Genomic DNA, 17,832 nt, shown 5'->3' with positions numbered 1-17,832 from the left:
AAGGGACATCGAGATCCAGACTGGAACCGAGGAAATGCCATGGCCCAATTGAGGCAAGAGACGGCGGAAGAGTCAATCGAAACAGGGCGTGTATATACGCGAAATCCGCCTATGCGCCGCGCGCATTTTGTCGCAAGGTCATGAAATCCGGAAATTTTCACCAAGATAGACGCGGCGCACGTTTTCGTTCTCGACAACTTCGTCCGGTGTGCCCGACATCAGCACCTGTCCGTCATGCAGGATGTAGGCGCGATCCACGATTTCCAGCGTTTCGCGAACGTTGTGATCGGTGATCAGAACACCGATTCCACGCTTCTTCAGATCGGCCACCAGATGCCGGATGTCTCCGACACTGATCGGATCGACACCCGCGAAGGGTTCATCCAGCAAAAGATACTTGGGATCAGCCGCCAGGCAGCGTGCTATCTCGACCCGACGGCGTTCCCCGCCCGACAGGGCCAGCGCGGGCGCCCGGCGCAGATGTTCGATAGAAAAGTCAGACAACAGCTCTTCGAGCCGCTCCTTGCGGCGGTGCGCGTGATTGACCGTGATATCCAGAACCGACGCGATGTTGTCTTCGACGCTCATACCGCGAAAAATCGACATTTCCTGCGGCAGATAGCCGATCCCCATGCGCGCACGGCGATACATCGGCAGCGTGGTCACATTCTGACCATCAATCGTGACGGTACCCGCCTCGGGGAAAACCAGGCCTGCCACCGAGTAGAACGTGGTTGTTTTACCCGACCCGTTTGGACCCAGCAGGGCCACCACTTCGGACCTGTCGAGGGTCATGGATACGTCACGGATGACCGTCTTCTTGCGGTAAGACTTGCGCAGTTTTTCGATCCTGAGACCCAGACTGCCCTGTGCGACGGAAAGGTTTGGTCTGGCCATCAGTTCTCGCCTTGCTGCAGGATCGTCTTGACGTTGCCAGTCATCGTTGCCGTGCCTGTCGTCAGGTTCGCGTTCATCTGATCACCGCTGATAACGCTTGGCCCCTGCGTCAGCAGAACGTTTCCCTTCATCACGATGACACCGGACTCGATGGTGTATTCGGCATAGTCGCCTTCGGCGGCGTCCGGGGGGCTGACCAGAACCACGTTCTCGGTCGCTTCCATGCGTTGGATGGCCGAGCGTTCCTGGTTGTAGATGACAAGCACCCGTTCCGCCGTCAGACGCATTTCGCCCTGAACAACAACAACGTTCCCGACAAATTCGGCAGATCCGTTTTCCTGATTCACGTTCAGGGTTTCCGATGTCACTTCGACCGGAAGGCTCGGGTCCGCCTTCACAGATCCAAACGCTACCTGCGCTTCCTGAGCGGTTGCAGAAACAGAACCTGCCAGCAAGGCAATGCAAACAGGAAAAAATCGAAAATCAAACACGTGTTATCTTTCTGCTTTTGCCGGCTCGTATACCAGCTTCACACCATCTGTAAAAAGAATATGGACCGGACCATCGTCATTTTCCGTCCCAAATGTCATTCGGCCCGCAGAAAAGTTTCCGATGGCCCCTGTGCCGGTCACCTGACCCGGCGTGTCGCCCCGGATTTCATCGAGCGATGTGTTTAACAGATCGGTTCGTATCTGAATTCCGTCCGTCGTGGTGATAAGGACATCGCCTACGAAAGTCGCAACCCCCTTGTCCGGGCTGATGCGGCCTTCGTTGGAATCGAGCGTTATGACCCCGCCATTCAACAGGCCGAACCGTCCCCGAAACTCTGCGGCCGAGGGCACAGACCCTTCCGTCCCCTGCGTGGCCTGGGTCGCCTCAATCTGAACGTCCTCGCCCTTGCGGGTGGTGCCCCGGTAATACGGTTGCGTCACCACCTGACCGGCCAGACGTTCATCGATGTCTTTCTGCGTGAATGGGACAGATACATCCGTTTCGATGCTGCGCGACAGAAGGAACACGGTGGACAACAGCAAAATGGCCGCCAGCGGCAACACCACCTTCAGGAACTGTACCCATCGGGAATGACGATCCACCGGCGGACCTCCTCACCCCAAACCAACGCGCAGGCAATCATGGATGTGCAGGATTCCCTGCGCACGACCTTCTGACTCTGGGTCAACGACAAACAGGCATGTGATCTTTGGTTTGTGCATCGTCATCAATGCCACCGCACCCTCGGCCAGTTCATCCGGTCCGATGGTGCGCGGGTCAGCGGTCATGACTTGGTCGACAGTCAAATCCAGCAGCCCTTGCATGTTGCGACGCAAGTCACCATCCGTCACGATACCAAGCAATCGCCCTTCGGTATCGGTCACCCCTACCACTCCAAAGCCTTTCTGGCTCATCACCAGCAAAGCTTCGCTCATCGGAGTACCCGTTGGCACAATTGGCGAGTCGGTGTGCATCAGGTCGCTTACTTTGCTGAGTTGCGCGCCCAGCTTTCCACCAGGATGGATGTCACGAAAATTCTCGGGCTTGAAATCCCGATACTTCATAAGAGCAATCGCCAGCGCGTCGCCCATGGCCAGCGTCAGCGTGGTCGAGATCGATGGAACCATGCCGAACCCACAGGCCTCGCCCAAAGACGGGATCAACAGGTGCACGTCCGCCTGCTTCATCAATGTGCTTTCGGGTTTGCTGGACAACCCGATCAGCGGAATCCCGAACCGCCGGGTGAAGGCCAGCAAATTGGCCAGTTCCGGCGCTTCGCCTGAGTTCGAGATGGCCAGCACCACATCGCCCTTGGACACCATGCCCAGGTCACCATGGCTGGCCTCGGCCGGGTGAACGAAATACGCCGGTGTCCCCGTGCTGGCCAATGTTGCCGCGATCTTGTGCCCGATATGGCCGGATTTGCCAATCCCACTAACGATGATGCGACCGGTCGCGTTCAGGATCAGCTGCACGGCCTCGGCAAAGGGTGCATCCAGGCTGTCGGCCAAAACATCCAGCGCCCGGGCCTCGTCGCTGACAACTTGCTTGGCGGTTTTCAGGAAGGACTCGTTATCGGTCATGAGTGCGCAAAGATATCTGTTTCGGGCCAGCCTGCGAGATCCAGCTTCGCACGCATCGGCAGGAAGTCAAAACACGCCTGCGCCATGTCGGCACGACCTTCGCGCGCCAGACGTTTGTTCAACTCATCGCGTAAACGGTGCAGGTAAAGGACATCCGACGCGGCATAATCCAGTTGAGCTTCGGTAAGGACTTCGGCGCCCCAATCGCTCATCTGCTGCTGTTTGGAGATATCGATGCCGATCAGTTCCTGACACAGGTTTTTCAAGCCATGCCGGTCGGTATAGGTCCTGACCAGACGGCTGGCGATCTTGGTGCAATAAACCGGCGCGGCCAGCGCGCCAAAGCTATGATACATCGCGGCGATGTCGAAGCGACCAAAGTGAAACAGCTTCAGAACATCAGGGTTTTCCAGCATCGCGGACAGGTTTGGCGCGGACGTCTGTCCCTTTTCGACCTGCACGATATGGCTGTCGCCGTCACCGCCCGACATCTGGATTACGCACAGGCGGTCCCGGTGGGGGTTCAGACCCATAGTTTCACAATCGATGGCCACGACAGGACCCAGATCCAACCCGTCCGGCAGATCGTTTTTGTACAAATGGTTCGCCACAGAAGTATCCTTTGTGCGGTATCGATCCCGAGATAGGCGGTTTGGCCTGCAAACTCAACGCCATCGCTTTGGTACACGCCATTCGGTGCCGAGCCATTTGACTATATCCTTATGGGGGGGATATGGATGGAATATGGAAGATACCCTGCATCAATCACACCCGCAAATCACCGCGCGTCTCAGACGGGCGCATGGGCATCTGGCAAAAGTCATCGCGATGCTTGAGGATCGGGCGCCTTGTTCGGACATCGCCCAGCAGCTTTTTGCCGTCGAAAAAGCAATCACCAATGCAAAGCGCGTTCTGATTCATGATCACATCGACCATTGCCTTTCGCCCAGCGGCGGAGAGCCAAATGTCGAGGATTTCAAAGCCATAACCAAATACCTGTAACCCATGCTTAGTATTCTGCGGAATCGCACCTATCGCCATTTGCTGGCCGCACAGGTCGTCGCCTTGACGGGCACCGGACTTGCCACAATCGCATTGGGGCTTTTGGCCTATGATTTGGCTGGCGACGCTGCAGGGATGGTTCTGGGCACGGCACTGACCATTAAGATGGTGGCGTATGTGGGGGTTGCCCCTTTGGCGGCGGCGATTGCGCAGCAGGTCGACCGTCGCCGAATGCTGGTGGTTCTGGATTTGGTGCGCGCCGCTGTCGCCTTGTGTTTGCCCTTCGTGACCGAGGTTTGGCAGGTCTATGCCCTGATCTTTGTGCTGCAATCCGCCTCTGCCGGGTTCACCCCGGCGTTTCAGGCAACGATCCCCGACGTTCTGACAAACGAACACGACTACACGCGGGCCCTGTCGCTGTCCCGCCTTGCGGTCGACATGGAAAGCCTTCTGAGCCCGATGCTGGCTGCCGCCCTCTTGGTCTTTCTCAGCTTTGACACGCTGTTCTGGGGCACCAGTCTTGGGTTTGTCGCCTCTGCCATTCTGGTCGTATCGGTGGTTTTGCCCTCTCCCAAAGTTGCCAAGAAGACGGGTGTTTATGACCGCACGACACGGGGCATTCGCATTTACCTGTCAACCACACGTCTGCGCGGATTGCTGGCACTCAACTGGAATGCTGCGGCGCTGAGCGCGATGGTCATCGTCAACACGGTCGTCATCGTCCGCACCGATCTGGGCCTGTCTGAAAGTGCCGTGGCGATTGCGCTGGCAGGCTTTGGTGGGGGATCAATGCTGGCGGCATTTATCCTGCCCCCGCTTTTGGACAGGTTCGAAGACCGACGCGTGATGCTGAGCGGCGCGGCGGTCGGAACCGCAGCCATGGCGACCGCCGCGGTAGTGTCAGCGACAACGCCGATGTCACTGATGCTGCTCACCACGGTGTGGGCCTGTGTCGGTTTTGGCTATTCCGTGACCTTGACCCCATCCGGGCGCCTGCTGACCCGCTCTGCCCGCCCGGAAGACAGACCAGCCGTTTTCGCCGCGCAATTCACACTGTCGCACGCCTGCTGGCTGGTCCTGTACCCGCTGGCCGGGTGGTTGATGACCCGGTTTGGCGCAACCGTTGCCCTCGCCTGGATGACCATCGCCGCTGTGCTGGGCTTGACCGTAGCCGTAATCATCTGGCCCCGGTCGGACCCGGTGCCGGTTTCGCATCAGTCTTGAGCAGAGGCGCGAACCTGAACTACACCGGACAGACCACGAAACGGAGAGCTCATGGATCAGCTTGACCGCCGCATCATCGCCGCTCTGCAGCACAACGCCCGCGAGTCGACCACCAAGATCGCGGCAAAACTGGGCGTTGCCCGAACCACCGTGCACGAGCGGATCAACCGGATGCAGGATCGCGGGGTGATCGCGGGCTACTCCGTCGTGCTCAACAGTCCCGAGGACGCCCCGCGGGTTCAGGTTGTCGTTCTGCTGGAGGTGCAGCAGAAAGAAACCACCCGTATCATCAAACGGCTCGAGGCGTATCCCGAGGTCAAACTCTGCCTGTCGATCAATGGCGAGTTCGACCTGTTGCTGTCCGCCGAAGCGCCACGGATCGAGGATCTGGACATTCTGGTGGACGACCTCGCGAAGATCCCCGGAGTTCTGCGCACCAACACGAGCGTTGTTTTTGGTCGGCGCATCGACCGAAACTGACCAGCCGATAACCGGCTGTAAACCAATGACTGGCTAGCTTGGCCCGGAGTGATCAGAATCCCGGACCGGCAGAATGCCAAATCGAAAGATCCCCCTTTACCTCCTTTTGGCGCTGACGCTTGCCGCTCAGCCGGGGTTTGCTATGCCGAGGGCGCACACGGCAGCGGTGTGTGATCAGGCCGCCCGTCGTGCGGCCCTGTCCGAGGATGTGCCGCTGGATGTTCTACGAGCCATTTCGCGCGTGGAAACCGGGCGTGCGCGGGACGGTCGCCTGGAACCCTGGCCTTGGACCATCAATGTCGAGGGGCAGGGTCACTGGTTCACATCGGAAATTGAGGCGAAATCTTACGTCTTCGACATCTTCAAGGCGGGCAAGCGCAGCTTTGATGTCGGGTGTTTCCAAATCAATTACCGCTGGCATGGCAAGGCGTTCCGGTCGATTGATGCAATGTTTGATCCGGATGAAAACGCCACATATGCGGCCCGGTTTCTGACAGAGCTATATGCCGAGCTTGGATCCTGGTCCGCCGCAGCCGGTGCGTATCATTCAAGAACGCCGTCCTTGGCAGAGGCCTATCGGGGCCGCTTCCAAGACGTCCTTGCTCGTCTGGATGGCGCAGAACCCGAGCGAGCCCTGGCTATGTCCGGCGATCCTTTTACTCGAGCGGCCGCACCATTGATCCCGTTTTCAACAACGCCCCCCAGCCACGGGATGCTGGGGTCACTGGTGCCTGTAGCAAACTCTGCCGCCGCCTTTATCGCGTTCAACTAGGAGGTTCGATTGCCCAAAATCGACGCCCGGACCCTGTTTTCACCCACTGTCCTGCTGGCGCTGGCGCTGATGACGGTCATCGTGATGATGATCCTGCCGATGCCTGCCTGGGTGCTGGACCTTGGGCTGGCCGCCTCGTTTGCGCTGGCGATCCTGATCTTTACCCTGACATTGTTTATCGAGCGGCCGCTGGATTTCTCGTCCTTTCCAACCATCCTGCTCGCCTCATTGATGCTCCGCCTGTCGCTGAATGTCTCGTCCACCAAGCTGATCATCGGCCAGGGTCATACAGGCCCCAATGCGGCAGGGGACGTGATCGAGGGGTTTGCCCAGTTCGTTATGGGCGGCAGTATCTTCCTTGGCCTCGTCGTGTTTGGCGTCCTGCTGATCGTGAATTTCATGGTCATCACCAAAGGTGCTGCTCGTATGGCCGAGGTCGGTGCGCGATTTGCGCTGGACGGAATGCCGGGCAAGCAACTGGCGATCGACAGCGACATGTCCGCAGGTGCAATCGATCATCAGCAGGCCAAGGAACGGCGCGAACGGGAACAACAGGAAACGACGTTTTTCGGCTCGCTGGACGGGGCGTCGAAATTCGTCAAGGGCGATGCCGTCGCGGGGTTGCTGATCACCTTGCTGAACCTTGTCATGGGCCTTGTGATGGGCGTGATCGTACATGGCATGCCGGTTTCGTCGGCTTTCGAGACGTACGCGATTCTGACCGTCGGGGATGGGCTGGTGTCGCAGATCCCCGCCGTCATCATTTCCATTGCGTCGGCCCTTTTGCTGGCACGCGGCGGCACGCAGGGCGCAACCGATAGCGCGATTTTCTCGCAGCTGGGCCGGCACCCAGCCGCGTTGAGCACCGTTGCCGTATTGATGTTTCTGTTTGCCCTGGTGCCCGGATTGCCGTTTCTGCCCTTCATCCTTGGGGCCGCCGTTTTGGGTTTCACGGCGTTTCGGGTCCACCGGAAGCAACAGGCCGAAGAGATAGCAGAGCACACGACGCCTGCGGAGTCTGATACACCCGTATCACAGGCCATCGGGGACATTCTGGACCTTGACGACGTGCATCTGGAATTCGCACCCGATCTCATCAGTATGGTTTTGAACGCCGGGACGGGGCTGGATGCCCGGATCGCAAATATGCGCACCTATGTGGCCTCGACCTTTGGCCTGATCCTGCCGGATATCCGCCTGACCGACCGCGCGGATCTGCCCACCGGAACCTATGTGATCAAGGTGCATGGTGTGGAACAGGCGCGCGGCGTGTTGAACCCGGATCTGGTGCTGGCGCTGGTGCAGGACGGGCCCGACCTTCTGCCCGACGGCAATGATGTGACCGAGCCTGTCTATGGCGCACCGGCACGCTGGATCTTGCCAAAGGATCAGGAGGAGGCGGCGTTGAGCGGGGCGACCATCGTGTCGCCTCCGGAAATTCTGGCCACACATCTGCTGGAGATCATCAAACAGAATTTCTCCCGCCTGCTGACCCTGAAATCCCTGAGACGCCTGCTGTCCGAGATGACCCGGCTCAGCGATCCGGTCAGGGCCGAGGCCAACCGCAAACTGCTAGACGAGTTGATCCCCGACAAGGTACCGATCGACACGTTGCATTCAGTGCTGCGCCTGCTGCTGGATGAGCGGGTTTCGATCCGCAACATGACCCTGATCCTGGAGGCCGTTGCCGAAGCGCGTCTGTCGACAACCCAGCCCGAAGGGATCTGCGAGCTGGTCCGGCAAAGGCTCGGGTTCCAACTGGTCGCCGACATGAAACGCGAAGATGGGTCAATCCCACTGATTCAGCTGGATCCGGAATGGGAGGACACGTTCACCACCTACCAGATCGACACACCCAATGCCGGTCTGGACGTGGCGTTGCCGCCCAACCTGTTTAACAAACTGGCGGATGGCGTGGTCGGTACGGTCACAAGTTCGGCCGACCAGGGTCTGTTTCCCGCCGTCGTCACATCCACTCGACGTCGCCGTCTGTTGCGAACCATCATGCAGGCGCGTGGCGTGTCGAACCCGGTTCTGTCCTTCGAGGAAATCGGGTTAGAGGCGCGACCCGCTCTGGTCGGAACGGTGCCCGCGTGATCGCTCTGCCACCCGAGCTTTTGCCTCAACTGGGCGCGGGGTTGTGGCACTTGTTCGTCGTTTTCCTTCGGATCTCTGCTCTGGTCTCCCTGCTGCCCGCCTTCGGTGAACGCAGCATACCCACCCGGGTGAAACTGGGTATCGCTGTGGCCTTCACGCTGATCGTGACGCCGGCTGTCTCCATTCCCGCTGCTGCGCCCGGACTTCTGCCGATGGCGCGAATGGTGGGAACGGAAATATTGATCGGACTGGCCCTGGGCATGGGTCTGCGCCTCTTTGTCCTGGCGCTGCAGACCGCAGGGTCCATTGCGGCACAGTCCACGTCGCTGGCACAAATCTTGGGCGGTGCAGCCGTCGACCCGGTCCCGGCAATGGGGTACCTGCTGACGCTGGCGGGTCTGGCCCTGGCCGTTTTGCTGGGCCTTCATGTCCGTGTGGCGCAATTCCTGATCCACAGCTACGCCCTGTTTCCTGCCGGCCTTGCTCTTCCGGCACCGGACCTGTCGCGCTGGGGGGTGCAGCAGATATCGCGCAGTTTCGGACTGGCCTTTGCCCTGGCGACGCCCTTTGTCATCGCGTCCCTGATCTACAATCTGGCGCTCGGCGTGATCAACCGGGCGATGCCGCAGTTGATGGTGGCGTTTGTCGGCGCGCCGGCCATCACATTTGCGGGCCTCTTCCTGCTGTTTGCCGGGGCACCTTTGATCTTGTCGGTCTGGTCGGATGCGTTGTTCGACTTCATCCGGAACCCGGTCGGGCCACTGCCATGAACCCCTCGGACGACGACAGCGACAAGTCCTTTGACCCAACACCGCAAAAGCTTCAAAAAGCGCGGGAAAAAGGCGAAGTCGCCAAATCCACAGATTTGTCCGGCGTGGCCGGTTACGCCGGGTTATTGATCGCCCTGCTGACCGCAGGGCCATACGCGGCCGAGCGTCTGGGCACGGCCTTCATGGTTCTTTTCGACCAGTCTGAGCCATTGTCGCACCTGATGACAATTGGTCCCGCCTCTGCCCCGGTTGGTGGCTTGCTCAGGGGAACACTTGTTCCGGTCATGCTGTTGTTTGCCCTTCCGGCGGCTGCCGTGGTGCTCAGCCTGATCGCCCAGCGCGCGCTTGTCTTTTCGCCCGACAAGCTGAAACCAAAACTGTCCCGCGTCTCGATCATTTCAAATGCAAAGAACAAATTCGGACGCGGCGGTCTTTTCGAGTTCGCAAAAAGCTTCGTCAAACTTGCCATCTACAGCACCTGCCTGGCCCTTTTTCTGTGGGCAAACCTGATGGAGATTCTGTCGGCCAGCGCGGCGCCGTCGCGATCCTCGATCTTGCTGATGATGAACCTGCTGTTTCGGTTTCTGTTCATCGTCATCGTGATCGCGCTGGCCATCGGGATTGTCGATTACCTTTGGCAATATGCGGAACATATCCGCAAGAACCGGATGTCGCGAAAGGAAATCCAGGATGAAACCAAGGATGCCGAAGGCGATCCCCACGTCAAACAGCATCGACGTCAGCGCGCCCAGGAAATAGCTGCAGGCCAGATGATGGCCGATGTCCCGACCGCCGATGTCGTCATCGTGAACCCAACGCATTTTGCCGTTGCGCTCAAGTGGTCACGCGCCGCCGGCGCGGCACCTGTCTGCGTGGCAAAAGGCGTGGATGAGGTTGCTGCAGCAATCCGGTCGGCAGCGGAGCAGGCTGATGTTCCGCTCCACGCCGATCCCCCGACCGCGCGTGCGTTGCACGCGACCGTCGAAATCGGACAGGAAATCCCGGAAGACCTCTACCGTCCGGTGGCCGCTGCCATCCGGTTTGCAGAAGCGATGCGCAAACGGGCGAAAGGACAGATCCAATGAGACGCTCAAAACTGCAGGACCTCGAAACCGTGACCGAAGCGATGTTTCAGCAGAAGTTCCAAACGCTCCGCCCGGTGCTGGAGGCCGAAGCGCGGCTTCAGCGCCAATTGGCCCGTTTGGATGAGCAACTGCATCAGGCGCGCAAGGACAGTGCCGGCAGCGACGGGTACCGAGTCTCGGGCGCGGATATCCTGTGGAACGGATGGGAATCCGCCACCCGCCGCCAACTGAACATGGAACTCGCCCGGCTGCGGTCTCAGAAACTCGCAGCGTTGGACGCCCTGCGTCAAGCATTCGGACGCAAACGGGCGGTTGAAAACCTGTCGGTTGGTATGCAAGACGCCAGCAGGCGAGCCTTGGTCAAAAAGCGATCAACGCAATAGAAACAGCTGAACCAGGTTCAGAATGCAATCCGTTTCCGACTCAGCTATCCTGCCTGTTGACGCTTGTGATGAGAACCTGAGACACATCGTTGCCGAGATCCTTGCGAACCACCTCCAACAACGCCTTGCGCAACACGTCAAGATTGTCAGATTGCGTGAACGTGCCGTCAAATCCGCCGGTATTGGCATGATCGAAGAGAACCTGAAGGAACCCATCCCGCAGTTTTGGTTCGATCGCATAAAAGGTCTCGGTGACGGACGGATGCGCCTCAAGGCTTAAGGACATCGTGACCAAAGCCCTGATTTCATCGTCTTCGACAACCGGAACAACAAACTGCTTGGTCATTTTGAGGTAATCGAACCCGGCCGACCCGCCGGGTTTGTCAACCGTTTCTGAATCGGGTTTGGCTGGCGTGTCCACCAGTTGCTCTGAGTTAACACCGGCGTCTTTGTCCGCTGGTAGGTCATCTCCTTCGCCGGATGGTGACAGGAACATACCCGCACCGATTCCGGCTCCAAGCCCGGCAACCATGAACATCAAGGGTATCAGCAGTTTTGTCACGGCCAGACCTCAGAACGGCAACAGGGAATCGAGGACCTGCTGGCCATATCTTGGCTGCTGCACGTCGGTTATCTGCCCGCGCCCGCCATAGGACACCCGCGCCGAAGCTATTTTGTCATAGGTGATCTCGTTCTTGCGCGAGATATCCTGCGGGCGGACGTATCCGGCGACCAGCAGCTCCCGCAATTCAAAGTTCACGCGCAGCTCCTGTGAGCCTGAGATCGACAAAACCCCATTTGGCAGCACATCCAACACGGTCGCAGCGACGCGCAATGTCAGCTTCTCGTTCCGCCGGACCGACCCGCGCCCCGAACTGGACGCATCAGAGTCAATCGAGACCGCCTCTTCCAGCGATGCGCCTTCTGGCAAGCTGTTTTGCGCCCGTTGCGGCAGACCGAACAGACCGACAACCCCAAGGTTTTCCGAACCGGACCGGGAGCGGTTGGTGTTATTGGAGATCTCGGCCTCTTCGTCCAGTTCGATGACAACCGTCAGGATATCGCCCTTCTTGATGGCCCTTTGATCGCCCAGCAGCGAGTGTTGACCGCCGCTCCAAAGCGACGCCCTGTCGACATTGCGCTGCGATTGGGTGTGCAGGGGCAGGCCGGGCCACAGCATGGCGACCTGCTCGGGCGACTCTTCCTGCGGCGTGAAACTTGGTGGCTTCCCCAAGTGATCCAGACGCCCGCAGGAAGACAGGGCAAATATCGTGAGAACAAGAGATTTTGACAACGCAGACATCAGTTTACCTCGATTTGACCATCGGGCCGAATACGGCCCGACACGGTCGTACGCGACGACAGATTCATGACGCGGATGCGGTCGCCAGCGGCTCCGCGCCCCAGAGCGCGACCTTCGGTGGTGATGGAAAGAGATGCGCGGTTGAATACCAAAAGAATCAGATCATTTCGATCAACGATAGCTGGGGGACCGACATCCGTTTCGCGAATTGGGCGTCCGGGATAGAGCGCCACGCGGGCTTCCTGTCCGATCAAAACCTCTACTTTTGAGACAGCGCCCGGTATGGTCTTGGGCTGTGTCTCCAGATCTGCCGCGGCAATGATCTCCTTCGCGCGAATGGTTCGGGTCGACACGACAATGTCAGCCTGCGCGCTCAAGGGCACGGCCATTACCAGGAACAGGAGCAGCAGGACACGCATCACCGCACCTGGGTCGTTGCGGCCATCATCTGATCCGCGGCCGAAATGACCTTGGCATTCATTTCATACCCGCGCTGCGCTTCGATCAGTTCTGTCACTTCACGAACGGCGTCGACGGAACTGTCTTCCAGATAGCCTTGCCGCAAGGTGCCCAGACCGTCCTCACCCGGCGATCCCACAACCGGCGCCCCAGAAGCCTCGGTTTCCTTGAAAAGATTGCTGCCAATTGCCTCGAGCCCCTTGGCGTTCGAGAAACTCGTCAGAGTGAACTCACCCAGCAACTGCCCTTCCGCGGTGTCATCGAAATAGGCATAAACCTCGCCCACCGCGTTGATCGAAATCGACCTGGCATCATCCGGGATCGTAATCTCGGGCGCCACGGCAAAGCCATCGGAGGTCACGATCAAACCCTCTGCCGACCTTTTCAAACTGCCATCGCGGGTAAAGGCGGACTGACCGTTCGGCAGGGTCACCTCCAGATATCCTCGGCCCTCAATCGCTATATCCAGATCGCTGCCGGTCTGGGACAACGCGCCTTGCGCCAGTTGCACGGTGACGGCGGCAGGACGCACACCAAGGCCCAGTTGAATGCCCGTTGGCAAAACAGTCCCGTCCGAGGCATTCACGGTTCCGGCGCGCGCCATCTGCTGATAGTGCAGATCCGCGAATTCCGCGCGGCGGGCATTGTAGCCCGTGGTGTTCATGTTCGCCAGATTGTTCGAAATCGTCTCAACCCGCATCTGTTGCGCGGTCATGCCGGTGGCGGCAATTTTCAGTGCACGCATGTCAGTGTCTCCTGTGTCAGCAAATCAGCGCATCAGCGCTTTGAACGCGCCCCGCAGACGCTCGTCTTCGGTTTCTAGAAAGCTTTGGCCCAGTTCATAGGCGCGCTGAACCTCGATCAGGCGGGTCACCTGCTCGATGGCATTGACATTCGATCCTTCGAGAAAACGATGCAGAACAACCGGTTCTTCAACCGGTTCAACATCGCCCTGAGCGCGGAACCGTGTGTTGCCTTCGCGTACCAGATCCCTTGGCTCCCCCACGCGATAAACACCTATCTGGCCCAACAACTGCCCGTTCATGCTCAGCGTGCCGTCACTGCCGACATCGATGGACGCGACATCCGGCGGCACGAAGATGGGCGATCCGTTGCTGTCGAGCACCCGCGCGCCGTCCATCGTCACCAGATCACCCTGAGCGTTAGGAGAGAAGCTGCCCGCCCGCGTCAGACGGTTGCCTGCCGGCGTTTCGATCAGAAAAAACCCCTCGCCTTCGATGGCAAAATCGAACTGGCCGCCGGTTTCCGTCAGAACACCCTGTTGCAGGGAGGTATTGCGGGCCTCGGCCCGGCTCATCGACAGCGAGGGGGAGTTGGGCAGATCCTTGATGAACTCCGAAAAAACCAGACCTTGCTGGCGGTACCCGGTTGTGTTTGCGTTGGCGATATTGTTGGCCACCAGACGCATTTCCTTCATTAACCCGGATTGGCGCGACAATGTGGTGTAAGCCGTATCCATCAGCGGCCTCCTGCGATCAAAGGAACAAGCGTCCCGGTGAAAAAAGTGACAAGCGTCTGGGTCATGAATCCCATAGAAATCCAGAACACGATGACAATGGCGACGAGTTTCGGAACGAAGGTCAGGGTCATTTCCTGGATTGAGGTCAACGCCTGAAACAGGCCCACGACCAGACCCGACAGAAGCGCCATTGCCAGGATCGGAACCGAGGTAATGACCGCGATCCAAAGCGCCTGGCGCACAACGTCATAGAAAAGACCTTCGCTCAGCATCGCTCAGACCGGCATTCGCAGGATTTCCTGATAGGCTTCAACCACCTTGTTGCGCACGATCACGGCGGTCTCGACGGCAAGTTCGGTATGCGCCAGCGCCTGAACCAAGGCATGCGGGTCAACCTGACCGGTCATTGCCGTCTCGGCCATTTGCTCGCTGTGTTTCAGGGTGGTGGCAAAGTCCTGAAATGCGGATCGCATCCCTTGGGCGACACCACTGTGGTCAGGGTCGGCCTGCGTCGCGGGTCGCGCAAACGCATAGTTCTGCGCAGCAGTCAGTGATCGGATATCCATTCTGGGTTTCCTTATTTTCTAAGCAATTCCATTAGGCTCGACGACATCTGCCGCGCCTGGTCGAACATCTTGAGGTTGGCCTCGTAACTGCGCTGAGCCTCTCGCGCGTCAGCGATTTCGATCATCAGATCGACATTTGATCCGCGATAATGGCCGGATTCGTCAGCCAGCGGATGGCCGGGATCGTAAACGCGGCTCAGATCGCTGCGGTCAAGCCGCACGCGACCAGCCTGAACGACATCTTTGCCGTCTTTTTGGACCGTTTCGAACGGGACTGTCTTACGTCTGTAACCCGGCGTATCTGCATTCGAGATGTTTTCAGACACGTGGCGCAACCTGGCGGCTTGCGCCCGCAAGGCATTGGCTGACGCGGTCAGGGAATGGGAAAAATCACTCATATCAACCTCTGTTACGCCCGGCCCAGACTGGATCGCAGGACGCCGATAGACGTGCGGTAGATCGCCAACGCGCGGTCGTGCTGACGTTTAACCTCGATCGCTTTGAGCATTTCCTGCTCCAACGAGACACCGTTGCCATTGGGATCACCCGACGGCAGGGCAACATGTTCCGCCCAGGACTGACCAATCGGTGCGGTGCCATGCAAATGCCCGGGCCGGGTTGCTGTCATTTCATGCCCGCGACCGGTGTTTTCATAAGCTGTTTTGAAAGCCTCGATGTCGCGCGGCTGGTAGCCCGGCGTATCCGCATTGGCCATGTTGCGCGAAATGACAGCCTGCCGTTGCCCGGCATGGGTTGCCATTGCGTACGCTGTCTTAAAGACGTTCAGGTCCGAGAACATCGGGGCTTCTCCCTCGATCAATTTCAATCAAGGCTTAACCCCGATTCCTTTAGAAACCGTTTTCAGAAACCAATTGGAGACACTGCGATGTCCGATCTCGACCCGATGCTTCTGAAAGGTGAATTCGACAGGATGAGTGCGGTCCGGCATGTCGGATTAGTGACCGGCGTGGCCGAAGGCGTGATCGAAGTGGCCGGTTTGACCGCACAGGCCAGAATCGGAGATCTTCTGACATTGCGGCGCCGCTCGGGTCCGGATCTGGCGGGTGAAGTGTTGCATGTCGGCGCCGACCATATTCACATGCTGCCGGGGGCCGCACCTGACGGGGTCAGTCTTGGGGATCGCGTGGTGTTGGACCCCTCACCTGGGTTCGCGCCGGGCATGCACTGGCTGGGCCGCGTCATTGATCCTTTCGGTCAACCGCTGGACGGAAAGCCACTACTGAACGGACCACAGGACCGCGACATTGTGCAGGCGCCCCCACCGGCTGTTGACCGCAGGCCATTGGGCGACCGCATGGCTACTGGCCTGGCGGTTCTGAACACCGTCCTGCCCATCGTCCAAGGACAGCGAGTCGGTCTGTTTGCGGGCTCTGGTGTCGGGAAATCCTCTCTGCTGGCTACGCTGGCGCAATCCATGCAAGCGGATGCGGTCGTGATCGCCCTGATCGGCGAGCGCGGGCGGGAAGTGAACGAGTTTGTGGACAGCGCGCTGGGCCCGGGGGCCATGAAACGATCCGTGGTTGTCGCCGCAACGTCGGACAAGTCCGCACTGGCCCGCAGGCGCTGCGCGTGGTCGGCAATGTCTGTGGCGGAGTTCCTGCGCGATCAGGGCCTGAACGTTTTGTTCCTGGCGGATTCCGTCACACGCTTTGCCGAAGCCCATCGGGAGATCGCCGTGGCCATGGGAGAATCGCCTTCGCTGCGCGGTTTTCCCCCGTCCGTGACCCCCTTGATCGCCAATCTCTGCGAACGCGCCGGGCCGGGTACCCAGGATCAGGGCGATATAACTGCCGTTTTCAGCGTTCTGGTTGCCGGGTCCGACATGGACGAACCCGTTGCAGATATCCTGCGGGGCGTTCTGGACGGCCACGTTGTACTGAGCAGGAACATTGCCGAACGCGGCCGCTTTCCGGCGATTGACCTCAGCCGGTCGGTATCGCGCAGTCTGCCGGGGGCCGCTACCGAGGCGGAAAACCAGATGATCGCAGAAACGCGCAAGCTGGTGGGCAGCTATGAGCAATCCGAAGTGATGATCAGGGCCGGACTCTACTCCGAAGGGGCGGATCCAATGTTGGATCAGGCCGTCCGCGTCCACGCAGACCTGGACGAATTCTTTGGTAAACCCGACGCGGAGGGCGTTGAAAACAGTTTCAACCGGTTGTCACTGATTCTCCGCCGCGCCTCGGCTGGTTTGCCAAGGTGAACCGCGCGCGAAACCCGAACAGTTTTATGTATTAAGCCCGCCTTAACATCTCTGCTGCTACCCCGGTACTCGGGTGAGAAAAGGTGGTGGAGATGGGTGCGCAATCCAATGCGGCGCCAATCATCATCAAGAAGAAACGTATCGTGGCCAGCGATGGTCATCACGGTGGCGCGTGGAAGGTTGCATATGCAGACTTTGTCACCGCCATGATGGCGTTCTTCATGTTGATGTGGCTGCTGAACGCAACGACCGAGAAACAACGCAAGGGTCTGGCGGATTACTTTTCGCCGTCGATTCCGGTCAATCCGGTGTCGGGCGGCGGCGATGGCGCCTTTGGCGGCAACAACATGTTCTCGGAAAAAACACTGGTGATGGACGGCTCGGGCGCCAGCAACCGCAACCCGACAGAATCCCGCGAGGCGCGCGGGTCAACCGGTGTGGATGAAGATGGCGCCGGCAAAGGCGCCTTCGAAGATTTCTCTTCGCTCGAAGCGCAGCTTCTGGGGCGCACGGGAGAAAGCACGGTGTCGGACAAGCTCCTAAAGCACATTGTCACCCGCGTGACGGATGAGGGGTTGGTCGTGGAGCTGTTTGACACGGATGATCAGCCGCTGTTCGAGTCCGGCACAGATACTCCGACGCCGGTTATGCGCGCACTTGGACACATGGTTGCACGGTCCTCGGATCTGGTGACAAACGCGGTGGCCGTCGAAGGACATGTCAGCGCTTTTCCGATCGTCCTGGCGCAGAACCCGGCCTGGGATTTATCGACGGCCCGGGCCCAGACGGTGCGACAGATGTTGCAGAATAACGGAATAGAGCCGCAGCGCCTTGATCGGGTCACCGGTCACGCGGACCGGAAACTGCACAGCGACGTTCCCATGGCGCCCCGCAACAACAGAATCGAGATCATCTTTCTGCGCAGCTCCTAAAGGATAGACCGCATTTTACCTGTTAGCCCGCTGTTAAGGGCAAGCGCGTTACCTGTTGCATCAAAGATTGACGCAACAGAAGG

Annotated in this window: 24 protein-coding genes; 10 read left to right on the top strand and 14 right to left on the bottom strand. The window is 59.1% G+C overall.

What is annotated here, in order from left to right; translation table 11 throughout:
• Window positions 1-138 precede the first annotated feature (138 nt).
• Genes lptB through ACR3E0_RS02725 form a run of 5 tightly spaced genes read right to left on the bottom strand, consistent with a single transcriptional unit; the run spans window position 139 to window position 3,583 of the window.
• Window positions 139-897, bottom strand: coding sequence for an LPS export ABC transporter ATP-binding protein (lptB, locus tag ACR3E0_RS02745; RefSeq protein ID WP_480475946.1), 759 nt, complete (start codon window positions 895-897; stop codon window positions 139-141).
• Entirely contained in the window at window positions 897-1,352 is a 456-nt protein-coding gene (locus ACR3E0_RS02740) for an LptA/OstA family protein (RefSeq protein WP_480480926.1), read from the bottom strand. Before ACR3E0_RS02740 ends, lptB begins: the two co-directional genes overlap by 1 nt.
• Before the next feature lie 39 nt (window positions 1,353-1,391).
• Window positions 1,392-1,991: an LPS export ABC transporter periplasmic protein LptC gene (locus ACR3E0_RS02735; protein ID WP_480475944.1), complete on the bottom strand. Its 600-nt coding sequence runs from the start codon at window positions 1,989-1,991 to the stop codon at window positions 1,392-1,394.
• Window positions 1,992-2,003: 12 nt separating this feature from the next.
• A complete protein-coding gene (locus ACR3E0_RS02730; protein WP_480475942.1) occupies window positions 2,004-2,972 on the bottom strand; it encodes a KpsF/GutQ family sugar-phosphate isomerase in 969 nt (322 codons plus the stop codon).
• The gene (locus tag ACR3E0_RS02725; protein WP_480475940.1) at window positions 2,969-3,583 is read right to left on the bottom strand and encodes a ribonuclease D; all 615 of its coding nucleotides are present in this window, start codon (window positions 3,581-3,583) and stop codon (window positions 2,969-2,971) included. Before ACR3E0_RS02725 ends, ACR3E0_RS02730 begins: the two co-directional genes overlap by 4 nt.
• 133 nt (window positions 3,584-3,716) lie before the next feature.
• Between ACR3E0_RS02725 and ACR3E0_RS02720 the strand changes: the two genes are divergently transcribed.
• The 8 genes from ACR3E0_RS02720 to ACR3E0_RS02685 all read left to right on the top strand — a co-directional run bounded on the left by ACR3E0_RS02720 (window position 3,717) and on the right by ACR3E0_RS02685 (window position 10,785).
• Complete coding sequence (locus ACR3E0_RS02720; RefSeq protein ID WP_480475938.1) at window positions 3,717-3,974, top strand: metal-sensing transcriptional repressor; 258 nt, start codon at window positions 3,717-3,719, stop codon at window positions 3,972-3,974.
• 3 nt (window positions 3,975-3,977) lie between these two features.
• A complete protein-coding gene (locus ACR3E0_RS02715) occupies window positions 3,978-5,198 on the top strand; it encodes an MFS transporter (protein ID WP_480475936.1) in 1,221 nt (406 codons plus the stop codon).
• A gap of 51 nt (window positions 5,199-5,249) precedes the next feature.
• Window positions 5,250-5,678 (top strand): Lrp/AsnC family transcriptional regulator, encoded by a 429-nt coding sequence (locus ACR3E0_RS02710; protein ID WP_480475934.1) that lies wholly within the window; start codon window positions 5,250-5,252, stop codon window positions 5,676-5,678.
• A gap of 73 nt (window positions 5,679-5,751) precedes the next feature.
• On the top strand, window positions 5,752-6,450 hold the full coding sequence (locus ACR3E0_RS02705) for a lytic transglycosylase domain-containing protein (protein ID WP_480475932.1): 699 nt from the start codon (window positions 5,752-5,754) through the stop codon (window positions 6,448-6,450).
• Window positions 6,451-6,459: 9 nt separating this feature from the next.
• Window positions 6,460-8,547, top strand: coding sequence for a flagellar biosynthesis protein FlhA (gene flhA, locus ACR3E0_RS02700; protein ID WP_480475930.1), 2,088 nt, complete (start codon window positions 6,460-6,462; stop codon window positions 8,545-8,547).
• Window positions 8,544-9,317, top strand: a complete 774-nt coding sequence (locus ACR3E0_RS02695) for a flagellar biosynthetic protein FliR (protein WP_480475928.1) — start codon at window positions 8,544-8,546, stop codon at window positions 9,315-9,317. Before flhA ends, ACR3E0_RS02695 begins: the two co-directional genes overlap by 4 nt.
• A complete protein-coding gene (gene flhB / locus ACR3E0_RS02690; protein ID WP_480475926.1) occupies window positions 9,314-10,402 on the top strand; it encodes a flagellar type III secretion system protein FlhB in 1,089 nt (362 codons plus the stop codon). Before ACR3E0_RS02695 ends, flhB begins: the two co-directional genes overlap by 4 nt.
• Window positions 10,399-10,785, top strand: a complete 387-nt coding sequence (locus ACR3E0_RS02685; protein ID WP_480475924.1) for a hypothetical protein — start codon at window positions 10,399-10,401, stop codon at window positions 10,783-10,785. Before flhB ends, ACR3E0_RS02685 begins: the two co-directional genes overlap by 4 nt.
• Before the next feature lie 40 nt (window positions 10,786-10,825).
• On the opposite strand, the gene ACR3E0_RS02680 is transcribed toward ACR3E0_RS02685, so the two are convergent.
• From ACR3E0_RS02680 to ACR3E0_RS02640, 9 genes are read right to left on the bottom strand one after another with little or no spacing between them, the layout of a single operon-like run.
• On the bottom strand, window positions 10,826-11,347 hold the full coding sequence (locus ACR3E0_RS02680; RefSeq protein ID WP_480475922.1) for a flagellar basal body-associated FliL family protein: 522 nt from the start codon (window positions 11,345-11,347) through the stop codon (window positions 10,826-10,828).
• Window positions 11,348-11,356: 9 nt separating this feature from the next.
• The gene (gene flgH / locus ACR3E0_RS02675) at window positions 11,357-12,088 is read right to left on the bottom strand and encodes a flagellar basal body L-ring protein FlgH (RefSeq protein ID WP_480475920.1); all 732 of its coding nucleotides are present in this window, start codon (window positions 12,086-12,088) and stop codon (window positions 11,357-11,359) included.
• On the bottom strand, window positions 12,088-12,507 hold the full coding sequence (gene flgA / locus ACR3E0_RS02670; protein ID WP_480475918.1) for a flagellar basal body P-ring formation chaperone FlgA: 420 nt from the start codon (window positions 12,505-12,507) through the stop codon (window positions 12,088-12,090). The genes flgH and flgA overlap by 1 nt, the downstream gene beginning before the upstream one ends.
• Window positions 12,507-13,292, bottom strand: a complete 786-nt coding sequence (gene flgG, locus ACR3E0_RS02665; protein ID WP_480475916.1) for a flagellar basal-body rod protein FlgG — start codon at window positions 13,290-13,292, stop codon at window positions 12,507-12,509. The genes flgA and flgG overlap by 1 nt, the downstream gene beginning before the upstream one ends.
• 24 nt (window positions 13,293-13,316) lie before the next feature.
• The gene (locus ACR3E0_RS02660) at window positions 13,317-14,027 is read right to left on the bottom strand and encodes a flagellar hook-basal body complex protein (protein ID WP_480475914.1); all 711 of its coding nucleotides are present in this window, start codon (window positions 14,025-14,027) and stop codon (window positions 13,317-13,319) included.
• Entirely contained in the window at window positions 14,027-14,299 is a 273-nt protein-coding gene (locus ACR3E0_RS02655) for a flagellar biosynthetic protein FliQ (protein WP_170433997.1), read from the bottom strand. Before ACR3E0_RS02655 ends, ACR3E0_RS02660 begins: the two co-directional genes overlap by 1 nt.
• Window positions 14,300-14,302: 3 nt before the next feature.
• Window positions 14,303-14,593 carry a flagellar hook-basal body complex protein FliE gene (gene fliE / locus ACR3E0_RS02650; RefSeq protein ID WP_480475912.1) on the bottom strand — a complete coding sequence of 97 codons (291 nt, stop codon included), beginning with the start codon at window positions 14,591-14,593 and terminating at the stop codon, window positions 14,303-14,305.
• An 11-nt stretch (window positions 14,594-14,604) separates the two neighbouring features.
• Window positions 14,605-14,991 (bottom strand): flagellar basal body rod protein FlgC, encoded by a 387-nt coding sequence (flgC, locus tag ACR3E0_RS02645; protein WP_480475910.1) that lies wholly within the window; start codon window positions 14,989-14,991, stop codon window positions 14,605-14,607.
• Window positions 14,992-15,002: 11 nt separating this feature from the next.
• Window positions 15,003-15,392, bottom strand: coding sequence for a FlgB family protein (locus tag ACR3E0_RS02640; protein WP_480480924.1), 390 nt, complete (start codon window positions 15,390-15,392; stop codon window positions 15,003-15,005).
• 105 nt (window positions 15,393-15,497) lie between these two features.
• On the opposite strand from ACR3E0_RS02640, the gene ACR3E0_RS02635 reads away from it, so the two are divergent.
• The gene (locus ACR3E0_RS02635; RefSeq protein WP_480480922.1) at window positions 15,498-16,817 is read left to right on the top strand and encodes a FliI/YscN family ATPase; all 1,320 of its coding nucleotides are present in this window, start codon (window positions 15,498-15,500) and stop codon (window positions 16,815-16,817) included.
• A gap of 92 nt (window positions 16,818-16,909) precedes the next feature.
• Entirely contained in the window at window positions 16,910-17,749 is an 840-nt protein-coding gene (locus tag ACR3E0_RS02630) for a flagellar motor protein MotB (protein ID WP_480475908.1), read from the top strand.
• Window positions 17,750-17,832 lie beyond the last annotated feature (83 nt).

The organism is Ruegeria sp. AJ12 (assembly GCF_056536245.1).
This window is presented reverse-complemented; position numbering and strand designations above follow the sequence as displayed.

Coding starts and splice junctions, on each gene's coding strand:
- lptB (WP_480475946.1), bottom strand. CDS start 897: ATGGCCAGACCAAACCTTTCCGTCGCACAGGGCAGTCTGGGTCTCAGG.
- ACR3E0_RS02730 (WP_480475942.1), bottom strand. CDS start 2,972: ATGACCGATAACGAGTCCTTCCTGAAAACCGCCAAGCAAGTTGTCAGC.
- ACR3E0_RS02720 (WP_480475938.1), top strand. CDS start 3,717: ATGGAAGATACCCTGCATCAATCACACCCGCAAATCACCGCGCGTCTC.
- ACR3E0_RS02715 (WP_480475936.1), top strand. CDS start 3,978: ATGCTTAGTATTCTGCGGAATCGCACCTATCGCCATTTGCTGGCCGCA.
- ACR3E0_RS02710 (WP_480475934.1), top strand. CDS start 5,250: ATGGATCAGCTTGACCGCCGCATCATCGCCGCTCTGCAGCACAACGCC.
- ACR3E0_RS02705 (WP_480475932.1), top strand. CDS start 5,752: ATGCCAAATCGAAAGATCCCCCTTTACCTCCTTTTGGCGCTGACGCTT.
- flhB (WP_480475926.1), top strand. CDS start 9,314: ATGAACCCCTCGGACGACGACAGCGACAAGTCCTTTGACCCAACACCG.
- ACR3E0_RS02685 (WP_480475924.1), top strand. CDS start 10,399: ATGAGACGCTCAAAACTGCAGGACCTCGAAACCGTGACCGAAGCGATG.
- flgH (WP_480475920.1), bottom strand. CDS start 12,088: ATGTCTGCGTTGTCAAAATCTCTTGTTCTCACGATATTTGCCCTGTCT.
- flgA (WP_480475918.1), bottom strand. CDS start 12,507: ATGCGTGTCCTGCTGCTCCTGTTCCTGGTAATGGCCGTGCCCTTGAGC.
- flgG (WP_480475916.1), bottom strand. CDS start 13,292: ATGCGTGCACTGAAAATTGCCGCCACCGGCATGACCGCGCAACAGATG.
- ACR3E0_RS02660 (WP_480475914.1), bottom strand. CDS start 14,027: ATGGATACGGCTTACACCACATTGTCGCGCCAATCCGGGTTAATGAAG.
- ACR3E0_RS02655 (WP_170433997.1), bottom strand. CDS start 14,299: ATGCTGAGCGAAGGTCTTTTCTATGACGTTGTGCGCCAGGCGCTTTGG.
- fliE (WP_480475912.1), bottom strand. CDS start 14,593: ATGGATATCCGATCACTGACTGCTGCGCAGAACTATGCGTTTGCGCGA.
- flgC (WP_480475910.1), bottom strand. CDS start 14,991: ATGAGTGATTTTTCCCATTCCCTGACCGCGTCAGCCAATGCCTTGCGG.
- ACR3E0_RS02640 (WP_480480924.1), bottom strand. CDS start 15,392: ATGTTCTCGGACCTGAACGTCTTTAAGACAGCGTACGCAATGGCAACC.
- ACR3E0_RS02635 (WP_480480922.1), top strand. CDS start 15,498: ATGCTTCTGAAAGGTGAATTCGACAGGATGAGTGCGGTCCGGCATGTC.
- ACR3E0_RS02630 (WP_480475908.1), top strand. CDS start 16,910: ATGGGTGCGCAATCCAATGCGGCGCCAATCATCATCAAGAAGAAACGT.